Here is a 13317-nt window from a genome sequence, read left to right as displayed (position 1 = left end):
GACATGGCATGAAGTTAAAACTACAGTATATATATTTGCTTGCATTCGTGCTCATTGTAATTGCGGTTGCCGAATTTATCGGCATTCAGTCGATCCAGGTTGGCTCCGTGAAAATAAGCCTGCTCCCGCTCGTATTCGCCATTGTGATCACGATGGTGCTCGGCTTGTCGATATTCCGGAAAGGTTTTATGAGGAAGATTTACAGCAAGGAGAATGTCGGTTTCTCCAGCAAGTATCTGATCTTCATTATGCTGCCACTTATGGCGAGATACGGTGCTGATGTCGCTCCCAAAATTGAAGAAATATTAAAAGTAGGCTGGGTGTTCATCATTCAGGAAATCGGTAACTTGGGTACGATACTGCTCGGACTTCCAATCGCCATTCTGCTCGGTCTGAGAAGGGAAGCTATCGGCGCTACGCTTGGACTCGGGAGGGAAGGGGAACTCGCCTACATATCCGAGAAATATACACTTGACTCCGACGAAGGCCGTGGGGTGCTGTCCCTCTATATTATAGGTACCCTATTCGGTACGCTGTTCTTCAGCATTCTTGCGCCTGTCATGCTTGCCGCTGGCTTCTCAATCGAAGCGCTCGCCATGTCCTCTGGCGTCGGCTCCGCCAGTATGATGACAGGCTCTTCTTCCGCGTTAGTTGCGCATTCTCCTGAGATGACGGAGACCATTAACAGCTACGCTGCTGCGAGCCAGCTGCTTACCAGCTTTCTCGGAACGTATACGATGGTATTTCTCGCGGTGCCGCTGCAGCGGTTTATGTACAAATTAATGGTCAGAGGTGAGAAGAAATGAGCACCGGTTTGAATAAATACGCTAAATACGCCCTCGTCCTGCTGCTTAGCGTTGGTCTTATTTTATTTACGGAGCAAATGAAGTTCATCAAAAACGGCGAAGGCCATATTACGTTAGGGACGATTGCCGGCTTGGCCGTGCTGTGGCTTTTTTCATTCATTGGCGTTTTGATCTCATTACTCATGAAAAAGACTCCGGTGAAATTCTTGCAGGACTTCCCGGTTCTCGGCTGGGTATCGATCGTGTCGCTTATCTGCTGCCTGATTTCGGATGTGTTCGTGGAAGCCATCGCCAACGTCAATTTCTTGTCCATTACGACCCCGATTTTGGCGTTTGCCGGCATTTCCGTTGCCGACAGGCTGGTTGATCTTCGCAAAACATCGTGGCGCGTCGCAATCGTTGCGGTTTTCGTGTTCACGGGAACGTACGTGGGAAGTGCACTGTTATCAGAGCTCGGCCTCTATTTATCTAATAAGTAAATGAATGCTATTTCTTTAGAAACCCGCCTGTCCTTGTTGACTGGCGGGTTTCTATTTGTTTTTATATCTTATTTATTCAATGCTGAAGTGCTGCAGACCAATGGGGAGATTATCCGTCTATACTTAATAGTTCTTGAAAAAAACTTATAAGTCACATTAAAATTAAAATATAACTATCACATTTCAATTGAGTTTTAAATTACAAGTTTTAAGGAGAGTTAACAATGTCTGATTCTAGGGAATATAAGATGATTTTTGGCTGGGAAGATGATAATGGCCTAGGCGAAACGTTGATTCAGCAAATATTGCGAGGCGAAAAAACAGCGACCTGCGCTCCAAAAGATGAATATTCTTCAGAGGAGCTAAATGAAACGTACGAATCCGTCAAGAAAACGTTGACAGTCTATGATAAAAAGGGGAATGCCCGATGTAAGGTTAAGGTGATAGAAGTTTTTGAAACCACTTTTGGGAACCCAGACTTAAGACTGGTACGAGGCGAAGGTAATGGAGAGAACGTTAAGCAATTTCAGGAAAATCATAAGTCTGATTGGCACGGCATTCATGAGTTGAACGACGATACGATACTTATAGTTGAATTGTTCGAGTTAGTCACTTGATTTTGAGGTATAGAAGAAACAAACGAATAACCATTTTGAGTTAATCATATATTTTTTTGGTTTTTTTATCATTTTAATGCAACTTTAACCTTGTTTAATCGTCTTATATGTATATTTAGACATAGGAGGAATACATCCATGTATATTATTCAAAAGAAAACCGCCTCTCGTCTCGTCGCAACAAGTATGGCAGTGGCTCTTCTCGCATCGCCAGTCTCTTCCATTCTGTCGGGTGGGCCCGAGCATGTCGCAGCCGCTGCGCCTGTTGTGGACAAGTCTACCTTGAACCTGAAACCGATTTGGACGAAGACGTTGGGAGAACCAAGTCGGCTCAACACCCAAGCAACATTAATTAAGAATAATTTATACTATACAGTGGGTAAGAAATATGTTGCCTTTGACGCGTTGGCAGGCAAAACCCGTTGGACGTATCCCGCCGCAGCCGTCTCACAGACCGTAACGGATGATAAGTCGGTATGGTTTACAGATGCGACAGGCCGGCTAATTAAGCTGAATGCCGCTACCGGTAAGCTGCAGTGGAAAGTTAAAACACAATCCCAGCCAGGAAAGAAAGAAAGCTACGTGAGCCTCAGCTTGCATGCAGCCGACGGGGTTATCTATGTTGGGGATGAATATGGGCTGACGGCTTACAACGCATCAAGCGGTAAGGTGAAGTGGAAATTGAAGGGCAGCAACTATGGGTACAATCTACTCCAAACGGGAAATATCCTTGTCGCATCCACCACCATCAATGGCGCCCTGACCACTAGTGGGTTACAAGGGATCGACGCCAAGACAGGCAAAGTAAAATGGACACTGACCGATGGAGACCATCGGGACATTCTCTTCTCGAATGGCAAGTCGTTCTACACGCGTGATGTAACCGAAGGCATCGATGCCGGATATGCAGCCAATATCGATGAAATTAATCTGAACAACGGAAAAATAATGGCTACCCATTCCTACATACCCGTGGATTTCGTGGAAGCTCAGAGTGCATCCGATGTCGTTTCAGATGGAAACTACTTCTATGTGATTGAAAAGTATGATGAGAATCAAAAGAAAGCCGTTGTTTCCCGCTTTCCGATGGATAGCCGATCCAAGTCCGAGCCGGACAAAACCTACGTGTTTGAATCGGGGGTGTCCGAATGGTCCCTCGGGGATAATGGCATCGCCTATATAAGGCTGGAGAATGGCAATCTGTTAACACTGGAGACGGACACTGGACGAACACTGGCCTCCGTTCATTACAAAGGCGTTCCATTGCCGACCCTCATTGGCCAAGACGTGCTTGTCGTTCAGCATGGCGGACACATCAGCGGTGTGAAGAAAGCAGCCGCTTCCCGGTAATGCGAATAGGCTCCATTTCATTTAATAATATCAAGCAAGCGCCGGTTTCTTCTCGATAGGTGAAGGGACCGGCGTTTGATCTATAACGTTTAGGAGCACTTTTTTAAGGAGGAACCATGTCGGAAGTAACCATCCTTATGGTGGACGATGAAATCGCGATCATTAAACTGATGGAAATCTATGTGAAAAATGAAGGCTTTACGCTTCTCTACGTTCATAGCGGCAAGAGGCTCTAGAAATTATTAGGGTTCAAAAGGTGGATCTGATCATTTTAGATGTCATGATGCCGCACAGGATTCTGAACTATATGACCGGTTTGAAAACGAAAGACCCAAAGTTTACATTAAGTGTAAATAATAAAAGAGACATTATGGGCTTTTGGATGCAAAAAGATCAACACTAAAAGCTGGTTTGAATCGTTGGTTCTTTACAAAACTAATTAGTCATATTACTATGATAAAGTGAAGTGGATCGCTGTCAACCAAAACGTTTCATTGCAGCACGGTCTGATAATAACATCACAATAAAACGAATGCGGAAGGAAAACCAAAAACGTGGAAGTAACTAATAACATCATATCTTTCGATTCCCTAACTAATTTTCGGGACATCGGAGGGCATCACACAATGGATGGAAAACGAATAAAAACCGGAATTCTATTTCGTTCCGATGAGTTATCACGTATGACCACACGTGATATCGAACTCGTGAATGAATTGCGTCTGAAGTTAATATGTGATTTGAGAACAGTAAGAGAACAAGAGTCTAAAAAGAGTCGAATGCTTAATCGGGGGATTGAGATTAAATCTCTATCCATTCAGGATAAGAGCCAGGAATTCACCCATTTTGAATTCATGAAACTTCTTGTTAGCAACTCTGAGAATTTGGACTTTGAACAAATGATGAAAGATATGTATCATCATATGGCTTTCAGTAGCAAGGATAAAATGAAGGAGATCTTTTGCCTGCTGTCCGATGCGGGGAATGTCCCCGCCTTGATCCATTGTACTGGAGGGAAGGACCGTACTGGTTTTGTCACGGCTATAATTCAATTATTTCTGGGGGTACATTATGAGTCCGTAATGATGGACTACTTGTATTCCAACGAACGAATGGGTCCTAAAATGAAAAAAATAGAGAAATTCATTCGATTAATGAGCCTGTACCGAATTCCACCAGAACGCATTAAGCCTATGTTGGAAGTGCGCCGTGACTATTTGGAAGAAGTACTAAACGAGATTATGAAACAGTATGGTAGTATTGAACAATATTTGTTAAAGGGATGTTGCATTCCTCTTAGCTGCCTCGAGTCCTTAAAGCAAAATCTACTTGATGGACTAGAGCATTAAATGTGTAATCAGCAGACCTAGGCGCTATAAACCTAGATGATGAAGGAGAAGGAACGAAAAAAATGAAATGGACAACACAGTTAAGCACGGAGCGTTTGACATTAAGGAAAATGGAATTAGCAGATGCAGCTATGCTATTTCAAATTTGGTCGAATCCGGAAGTGACCAAGTTTATGAATATCGATCATTTCACGGATCAAACTGAGGCAAGGGACATGATCGTATTGCTTAACAACCTGGCGGAGGAACATAAAGCCATTCGCTACTCGATCATTGAAACTGAATCCAATGATATTATTGGTTCATGTGGATTTAATTCCCTGGACTTAGATCATGCCAAAGCAGAAATCGGCTATGACCTCCATTTCGATTATTGGGGTAAAGGGTATGCTCCCGAGGCGATCTCTTGTTTAATTGATAACGCTTTTCATCATTTGAAGCTTCATAGATTAGAGGCAAAAGTCCAACCCGAAAACATTAATTCCGCCAAGGTCCTGAAAAAATTGAAGTTTACCCTTGAAGGAACATTACGAGAGTCCGAAAAATCGAAGGGACAATGGATCGATCTTGATCTGTATTCATTGTTGGTAAGCGATTGAAACCTTCCTATTTTCTAAAGAGACGTATAGCTATGATCATAATTAAGGAGATGAAATGAGATGACAAGCCAAGCTGTAATAAACGGAAAGTTCACGCCAGAGTTTGCGGCCTATACCAAGTTGACTTTGGTCAACCGTCTACAAAATGAATTGAATGGCAGCTCACAACCTCAATCTTCCCGTTCAATGACTTTTGAAGAGTTTATGACAGCGCTTGATAATCAACGCGTGATTAATCCAGGTTTTGCACGTCAGACGCCGTCTGATGAAGAAGAGTATAACCGCATTTATCAACAACAGAATGGTCAGAGTATGATCACTCGTCATCGGTATGAGGCGATTATGAGGGCTTATCAATTGGGTCTGGTTGACTTGAACGGTGTCCTGATCATGTAATAAAGCGTGTGGTTGAATATGATAAAACATAAACATCTGAAGATTCGAGAAAGAATCCCCTTGAAGTAGGCGCATTAAACGCTGCTTTAAGGGGATTCTTTTTATCCATCCTCAATCGATCGATGACCATGCTCATGTCTAATGACACAAAAGCACCTCATTTTGACGGATTATTTAACAGGTCAAAATTACCATCAATAACTCCAACCCACTGTGTAGATAACTAAATTGGGGAAAAAACAAAGGAGGTATTTACATGAAAAAAACAGCAATTTTTGCCTTGTCAACTTGTTTGTTCCTTTCAGCTTCGGCAATCACCGCATCTGCAGCACCAGTGGAAAGTCATCAGCACAAAATGCATGTTAAAGAACACCAAGCTAAAGAACACAAACTGCATGCGAAAGAACACAAAACGAAAGAACACAAAGCAAAAGAGCACAAAATGCGAGCTAAAAGCAAAGCACATAAAGTGCACACCAAGAGCATTAAGCCAAAAGCATTACCGAAAACAGGTTATGGTGGCGTGAGCGAGTAAGATCAAGATCGAAAAGAGGGAAATTTGGTTTTCCTCTTTTCTTTTAACGAAGGATGATACTAATGAATGATAAACGCAAATTAACACTCATAGTATTTATGACTCTTCCTGTTTTGTTATTATCAGGTTGTCATTATCATGCATCGCAGTCTTCTGAAAAAGCGCCTCCCCCCCTGCGTCAAACCGGGTCGCCTTACTCTAAAAAAATTTCCGAGGGGAAAGCAGAACCAAGTGTAACCGTAAAAAATTCAAAGCAGCAAGACGAAGAGAACATAATAAATGAAGATGAAGAATCTGTATTTATAAAACCAAACCAAGTGTGGGTTCCATCGGTTGGTATAAAGGCCCCTGTTGAACCAGTAGGACTGTTAGAGAATGGGCAGATGGATGCTCCCGTATCAAGCAAGGTAGCTGGCGTGTTTGTAGATGGCATTTTGCCTGGACAAAAGGGGAATGCTATTTTGGCAGGGCATGTTGACAATTATACAGGCCCCGCTGTTTTTTACCCACTTAAAAAGATAAAGCCTGGGGAACCTGTAGTGTTATCAGACAATGAGGGGAATTATCTCGTCTTCAAAGTCGTGGCGGTAGAATCTTACCCTACAGCTCAAGCACCTATCGAAAAAATATTCGGCGATACCGATATAGAGCAGTTAAATTTAATTACTTGTACAGGAAAGTACGATCGAATAAAGGGTGAGCATGAAAAGAGGCTAGTCGTTTATACGCGGTTGTTAAAATAACAATACTACGTAGAGAAAACGGGAGAAAAAAATGACGAAAACTGTTTATTTCAGTATATACACAACAATAGTGCTGCTTTTTGGAAGTTCACACATCACAAACACTAATCCTTCAGAGGATGAGATAAAAAAGTATTTAAACGAGTTATTCGCTGTTCGTTCAAATTTTTTAGTGAATAAAACATCGAATATGACGAGTTACTACGATCAAGCTTATAATTCAAGTCGTAATGCATATCGAGTAGAGGAAAAAAGAAAGACCTATCTAAATACATGGGGAAATTATAGAGGAATTCATTTTACGGATTCTCAAAGTAATATTCGTGTTACCCGAATTCAAATGGAAGGGGATACAGCGAAAGTATCGTTAGCTCATTCCCAAAAATTAAGCTACATATATGTAGATAAAATCTTGCCTACCCAATCTTTTGGTATTGGTACTTGGCATGCTATTACTTTGAAAAAAAAGAATGGAAATTGGATTGTGTTTAAAGAGTGGTATCTTGATCCTATAGAAGAAAACCCCAAACTAATTGGAGGGACTTCAGGAGGCACTGTGTATTTTCCTCTTCACAATGAAATTATAAGGGATGGGAAAAATTACAAAAGAAAGAAAGCCGTTGAATATGCCAATAAATATGCTGGTACTGCTTGGGGTGCAGGCAATAATGGGCGGTACAATCCAAAATATTTGAATTATAACGTTAAAGGTGGAGATTGCACGAATTTTGCCTCCCAGGTGGTTGGTGATCAGGCGGAGGGTGGAGGTCTCAAGATGAAGGGACCTTGGCGTTATCGCTATGCTGGAGGCGGGACCCGAACTTGGGTTCAGACGGATGCCTTTAAGAACTTTATTGTACACTCCGGTTATGGAAAAGTCATTGCAACCGGATATTTCTCCGAACTTATAAAACCAACAAGCAAACATCCGGATACCGCTTTTGCAAAACTGTTACCGGGTGATTTAATTGCTCATGTTGTAGACAATGACGTTGACCACTTTTCAGTAGTAACCGGATTTGATGCCAACGGTTATCCTCTGGTTAATTCGCATACTGCAGATCGTTACCGAGCGCCTTTTGATTTGGGCTGGGATAAACATACCAAATATATTTTGATTCACATCAACGACTAGCACATGTACTGGCATTCTAGATAAAAGTGTTGCACCATTCATATCGCCTTCTTCATGGTCATAGGATGATACGGACAAGTCTTATGCAGTGGAGGAAAATGATGAGCTCTTCTTTCATCAAACAAACGGTATTCCGAATATGTGCAATTTTGATGGTAAAAGCAATCGGCTTAATCGGCAGAGTCTCATTAACAAGACTTATTGGTGCGGAGGGGATTGGGCTTTTTCAGATTGCTTACTCCTATTTTGGGTTAGGATTAATGTTGCTAACCGGCGGATTACCAACTGCATTAGCCTTGTACACTGCGAAGCATCCCTCACAAGGCTGGATATGGTTCAAGATTTTTTCTATTTATTTAATCATTATAGGGGGATGCGCAACTACTCTTACTTTTTATTATTCAGATACGGTAGCAAGAATGCTTGGTAACGAGCAGCTTTATTATTTCATTCACTTTCTGGCCCCGGCCTTCTTTGCAGTTCCATTGTTAAGTCTACTTCGTGGTTATTTACAAGGCATCGAATTATACAATGTAATTGCTGTCTCCGAAATTATTGAACAAGCAGTTCGAGTGTTGTTCATGCTAGCTATCGTTTTTCTTTTCCTGCCTCAAGGTCCTGCAATTGCAACCGGTAACAGCATGTTGAGTACATCGCTTGGTGCGATTTCTGCTTTTTTAGTATTAATTTCATATTACCTATATGTGAATCGACAAGGTAATCAAGCCCCAATCCGTTATTCAGACATTAAATTTCAAAAGAGATTAAAGTGGTTTATACACAGTTCTTTCATTATATCCATTACCAGATTGCTGATTCCGCTTTCTGATGTTTTGGACGCTATTATAATCCCTAACAGACTTCAAACTGCGGGTTATTCATCTGCAGAAGCAACAGCAATATTTGGAGTTCTTACAGGTATGGCTGCACTTGTAGCCTATATGCCAACCCTGGTCACTGCTGCACTTTCACATACATTAACAATGAGAATGGTAGCAGATTGGCAGGCAAGAAACTATGAACGTTTTCATCTCCGTACCAGAATAGCACTGAAGGTATCCTGGATATGGGGCTGGATATCGAGTCTGTTTCTTTATGTCTATAATAAGGAAATTTCACTTATTTTATTTGGCACAATTGAGGCGGCAAGACCGATTCAATTTTTATTTATCGTTCCATTGCTTGTGGGTTTACGTGAAGTGAGCACAAGCATACTTTGGGTCCAAGAGTATAAAAAAGTACCGTTAATTGGTCTAATTAGTGGAATAAGTATTTCATTAATCGTTCATTACTTTCTTGTAGCAAAACCTGGGTTAAATTACAGGGGGGCAACAGTCGGTATTCTCACTTTGGAGTTCATTGCAGTATGCTGTAATTTACTTGCTATGATCCCTATGATGAAGAGGATAAAATGGAGTCGATTGATAATAGATGCGCTAGTCCTAATATTCATAATGTTTCTTGTTAATCATTATACTCATCATTCAGAATCTGAAATAATACAGATCGTTATCGGAATGATCATTTATATCGGCTGCAGTCTAATTTATGCGGTTATTCGTTTTAAGTCTGATACATAACTGGTATTTGCATGATTTCGAAGTTGAAATAGTCCAGTTTATCCGGCTCTTCACTTTCACATGGTTCTGATTGGATATGTGCAAAGAAACCCTGCGGTATTATTCTGCAGGGTTCTTTGCATAGAGCCCCCGTTATATTCGGTTAGAGGGTCTTTGTTTTCCGGTGTGTCTAAATAACAAATCGCCGTGTCAACTTTATAAAATTTCGAATAATTATGAATCATAACGTTGAAAAGGAGGGGCACTCATGGGTGAAGTTGGTTGCGAAAGAGCCTGCTTTTATTCATCCCCCACTTCCTTACAACCTCGTTGATTTTTTTTGCGTTTACCTAATTGCTTGGCTATGGTATAGCCGATAAGATATGCAGCAGAAGACGTGTTTCCATCGACTGTAAATGGAACTATGGACGCATCTGCAACGACCAAATCCTGAACTCCATGCACATTTCCTCTACGGTCAACGACTCCACCTTTCGATAAAGGAGCCATACGCAAAAAGCCTTGCTGATGGTGATTGTGATCGAAATTTTCCTTAATAAATTCTTCAAGCCTGTCATCATCATCAATCACATCGAATGTTGGGGATAGGAGCTGATACGAAGAATCGATCTTTTCCAACTCTAGGGCAATGTCTCTGATATACGTTCGATAAATTCTTTTTACAGCTTCCATGTCGTCTGGATTCGAGAGAAATCCTTCGTCTGCCAATACAATATTTAGCGGATCTTTGCTTTGTAAGCGGATATCCCCGTTGCTCTTTGGCCGCAAGTACAAAATCGCTATCGTCAATTCTTCTTCAGATCCGATGCCAATGAGTTGAACCGCCCGTTCATCCGGGTCGATACCAGATGGATCTGGCAAGAAAGCTCCTCCCGTATAAAGTGCATTTGGATCTAGGGAAGGGAGGGGACGATCTTCTGAATTGGTAGTAAATACAGCGGAATTTAGCGTATGGTTTTTTAACCTTTGTCCAACGTTTGGGTTATCGAAGATGACAGGGATTCCAGCCTTTTTCAATTTTTTAGCGGGTCCAATTCCAGACAACATTAACAACTGAGGGCTATTTATCCCTGCAGATATAATAACTTTTTTACGCGAATACGCACGGATGCATTTGCCATCCTTCAAATACTCAACGCCAACGGCACGTTTACCGGAGAAGAGAATACGTAGAGCCGTTGTCCGAAACATTACAGTTAATTTTCGGTTACTAACACCACGACCTGCTGGCGTCATAATATCCGATGACAGGAAGGCAGTGGAAGAGCTCTCCCTACGACCATCAGGTTGTTGATATAATTGCCAACGGGTGAACGGTCCCAGAGGAGTATCCGGATTATTATAGTCAAGAATGATGGGAAAACCTGATGCCCGTTCGATCGCAGATGTCAGCTTGTGTGCCATCGGTGTTGGAGTTTCAGGAGCTTGCCTAATGTTGATTCTTCCTCGATACCCCCGAGCTTCGAAATTTGTAGTATCACCGTTATAATTCTCCAAAGCTTTGAATCGTCGTGTGGCTTTATCAGGTGACCATAGAGGTCCGAGCAGTCGTTCCCACTTTTGGAGCACGGCAGCTGTCGGTCGTACATATTGCTCTCCGTTTATTGAAGAGCCACCGCCCGAGAGCCGCCCCGTCGTCCATTCGAATGCGCGTCCATCAAGTGCTTCTTGGGGACTGCCTTCTCCCTGCCAAAAGTAATTTGGAAAGAAATCTTCTTCAAGCTCAAGCGCAAAGGTTGAATCCTTGATCGGTTTGTCTTTGTCATGATTTCCACCGGATTCTAATACAAGCACGGAAGTTCGCATATCATCAGTGAGTGACTTTGCGATAACGGCTCCTGCCGGGCCTGTGCCTACCACAATGTAATCATAGGTTAATTTTTTCTTCATTAACGCACTCCTTCTGGAAATGAACTAATTCAGAATATTAATTTGTTCTGACAAATGTGACTAATACTGTATCGGTCCGATGGTGAAGGGCTAATCGTTAATCCAAATGGAGATCATCGTAGAAACTTTCGTCCCGATTTTATCATCAGTCAGATCTGACTTCTGTCCCGATATAAGATTTGAGTATTTCTTTAAGCGTTGTTACCGGACGTTCCAACAAATTCTCCAGATCGCCAGAAGTTGAAGCCGTATCGATTTTTCTTAAAAAGCTAAATATCCAATGTTGCACCTCGTAGGTGGGACATAGGGATATCGGTTTGCCCGTTAGCTCTGAAAGAGTGGAGACCAAATCGTTGAAACTCCAAGCGGCTGGCGCAACAAGCTCATAAGTCTTATTCCAATGGTCCTCACCGGGTATTACCCCCGCTATGGCGGCCGCCAGATCGTAGCGCGTAACAGCGTTGAATTTCCACGATCCTGGAGGGATGTGAAGAATCCCTGTTGACATGACTGTATTCAAATCCAGCGCTTCAATAAAGTCCATGTACAAACCACTGCGAAGAAAAGTATAAGGAATTCCGGTTGTGCGAATGGCATGCTCGGTAGCCAAATGCAAATGAGTCATTGAAATGTCACTATGTTCAGGAAAGGCGAAGCCGGTGTATAAAAAATGGCCAACGTTCGCTTTTTTTGCAGCTTCAACCACATGGGCATGCTGCCGCAAACGAACGGTATCATCGGGATGGGGGCTAGAAATGAACAACAGCCGCGAGGCGCCGGCGAATGCCTCCTTCAAGGAGGCAGGTTCGTCGTAATCGCAGAAACGGACAGCAACTCCCAGCTCCTTCAATGATTTTCCGGACTCCATATGGCGAACGCAAGCAACGATTTGATCGGGCTGAACACGGTGAAGAAGCTCTTTGATAATGAAACGGCCGAGCCGGCCATTGGCTCCTGTAATTACGGTAGACATCGAATGTCATCCTTTCCATATTGGGTTAAGTGCTTAACTAAATGGGCGTAAAAGACCGTTACGCTTCTTTTAATTTTTGGAGAAGGTCTAGGAGCTGCTTTAATTCATGATCATTCAGCACGTTCATTTTATCGGAAATCCGCTGCCTGTTCGCGGGCAGGTTTTGGATCAATAGACGCTGACCTTCACTTGTAATGGTGATGACCAACTTTCGACCGTCCTGGGGATGGTTATCCCGACGAATGAAGCCTTCATTTTCCAAGGGGGTAAGCAGCAGACTGATATTGGGTTTGGTTACACCGATTTTTTGTGCTAGCTTGGAGGGAAGCATGGTCCCTCCTTCTTTCATAAGTTCAACTAAAATCCGTATTCTGGCTCCGTTCAGCCCTTGCGCTTTCCAGTAGCTTTCGGATACGTCGACCAGTTTTGCCGTTGTTTCCACCAGTGTGAAGAAAGCAAGGGTAGGCAGCGGCAAATCCAGCACGTATTGTTGCAGGTCATTCAAAGTGATCACGCCTTCCATATAGTTAAGTGCTTAACTATATTCAATGTAATTCTAACTGGGGCAATTGTCAATCGACGAAATTCCCTAATCCGTTCGTTCCAGCTCTTAAAAGAAAAAGGGGAAATTTTCAGCTGAAGCAGCAGCCTATTTGATTCGGGATGCATCGGCACTCCAGTAACAATAAATGAAGTTGAGTATGCCATAAGATGGCCCTGTCGGAGACAAGAACATACACCCATACAAAGTTGCGTAACCCGCGGCTTTTTTATTTTTAATCGAAGTAGACAAGAATGACTGCCCAGATGGATGAATTGACACAAGAGAGAATAGTGTATATATTATATATATACACTATATACT

Annotated in this window: 14 protein-coding genes; 11 read left to right on the top strand and 3 right to left on the bottom strand. The window is 42.4% G+C overall.

Features of this window, described 5'->3' with window-relative positions; genetic code table 11:
• Window positions 1-8 precede the first annotated feature (8 nt).
• The 11 genes from NYE54_RS25780 to NYE54_RS25730 all read left to right on the top strand — a co-directional run bounded on the left by NYE54_RS25780 (window position 9) and on the right by NYE54_RS25730 (window position 9589).
• Complete coding sequence (locus NYE54_RS25780) at window positions 9-806, top strand: DUF3100 domain-containing protein (protein WP_339267184.1); 798 nt, start codon at window positions 9-11, stop codon at window positions 804-806.
• Window positions 803-1285, top strand: coding sequence for a hypothetical protein (locus NYE54_RS25775; protein WP_213643654.1), 483 nt, complete (start codon window positions 803-805; stop codon window positions 1283-1285). The genes NYE54_RS25780 and NYE54_RS25775 overlap by 4 nt, the downstream gene beginning before the upstream one ends.
• A gap of 224 nt (window positions 1286-1509) precedes the next feature.
• Window positions 1510-1902: an ASCH domain-containing protein gene (locus tag NYE54_RS25770; RefSeq protein WP_339267181.1), complete on the top strand. Its 393-nt coding sequence runs from the start codon at window positions 1510-1512 to the stop codon at window positions 1900-1902.
• A gap of 138 nt (window positions 1903-2040) precedes the next feature.
• Window positions 2041-3252, top strand: a complete 1212-nt coding sequence (locus NYE54_RS25765; RefSeq protein WP_339267179.1) for a PQQ-binding-like beta-propeller repeat protein — start codon at window positions 2041-2043, stop codon at window positions 3250-3252.
• A 626-nt stretch (window positions 3253-3878) separates the two neighbouring features.
• Complete coding sequence (locus NYE54_RS25760) at window positions 3879-4601, top strand: tyrosine-protein phosphatase (RefSeq protein WP_339267178.1); 723 nt, start codon at window positions 3879-3881, stop codon at window positions 4599-4601.
• A gap of 62 nt (window positions 4602-4663) precedes the next feature.
• The gene (locus tag NYE54_RS25755) at window positions 4664-5200 is read left to right on the top strand and encodes a GNAT family N-acetyltransferase (protein WP_339267177.1); all 537 of its coding nucleotides are present in this window, start codon (window positions 4664-4666) and stop codon (window positions 5198-5200) included.
• Window positions 5201-5260: 60 nt separating this feature from the next.
• On the top strand, window positions 5261-5596 hold the full coding sequence (locus NYE54_RS25750; protein WP_339267175.1) for a hypothetical protein: 336 nt from the start codon (window positions 5261-5263) through the stop codon (window positions 5594-5596).
• 256 nt (window positions 5597-5852) lie between these two features.
• On the top strand, window positions 5853-6131 hold the full coding sequence (locus NYE54_RS25745; RefSeq protein WP_339267173.1) for a hypothetical protein: 279 nt from the start codon (window positions 5853-5855) through the stop codon (window positions 6129-6131).
• Window positions 6132-6193: 62 nt separating this feature from the next.
• On the top strand, window positions 6194-6874 hold the full coding sequence (locus tag NYE54_RS25740) for a class F sortase (RefSeq protein WP_339267172.1): 681 nt from the start codon (window positions 6194-6196) through the stop codon (window positions 6872-6874).
• A gap of 31 nt (window positions 6875-6905) precedes the next feature.
• Window positions 6906-8009, top strand: a complete 1104-nt coding sequence (locus NYE54_RS25735; protein ID WP_339267170.1) for an amidase domain-containing protein — start codon at window positions 6906-6908, stop codon at window positions 8007-8009.
• 101 nt (window positions 8010-8110) lie between these two features.
• Window positions 8111-9589 carry an oligosaccharide flippase family protein gene (locus NYE54_RS25730; protein WP_339267168.1) on the top strand — a complete coding sequence of 493 codons (1479 nt, stop codon included), beginning with the start codon at window positions 8111-8113 and terminating at the stop codon, window positions 9587-9589.
• Window positions 9590-9868: 279 nt separating this feature from the next.
• Here NYE54_RS25730 and NYE54_RS25725 read toward each other — a convergent pair whose 3' ends face one another.
• The 3 genes from NYE54_RS25725 to NYE54_RS25715 all read right to left on the bottom strand — a co-directional run bounded on the left by NYE54_RS25725 (window position 9869) and on the right by NYE54_RS25715 (window position 12975).
• Window positions 9869-11479, bottom strand: coding sequence for a GMC family oxidoreductase (locus tag NYE54_RS25725; RefSeq protein WP_339267166.1), 1611 nt, complete (start codon window positions 11477-11479; stop codon window positions 9869-9871).
• A 145-nt stretch (window positions 11480-11624) separates the two neighbouring features.
• The gene (locus tag NYE54_RS25720) at window positions 11625-12452 is read right to left on the bottom strand and encodes an NmrA family NAD(P)-binding protein (protein ID WP_339267164.1); all 828 of its coding nucleotides are present in this window, start codon (window positions 12450-12452) and stop codon (window positions 11625-11627) included.
• 58 nt (window positions 12453-12510) lie between these two features.
• Window positions 12511-12975, bottom strand: a complete 465-nt coding sequence (locus NYE54_RS25715; protein ID WP_339267163.1) for a MarR family transcriptional regulator — start codon at window positions 12973-12975, stop codon at window positions 12511-12513.
• Window positions 12976-13317: the final 342 nt, after the last annotated feature.

Origin of the sequence: Paenibacillus sp. FSL K6-1330 (assembly GCF_037976825.1) — a bacterium.
In the GTDB taxonomy this organism is placed as follows: domain Bacteria; phylum Bacillota; class Bacilli; order Paenibacillales; family Paenibacillaceae; genus Paenibacillus_AQ.
The sequence above is the reverse complement of the archived record's forward strand: the minus strand, read 5'-3'. Positions and strand labels throughout refer to the sequence as shown.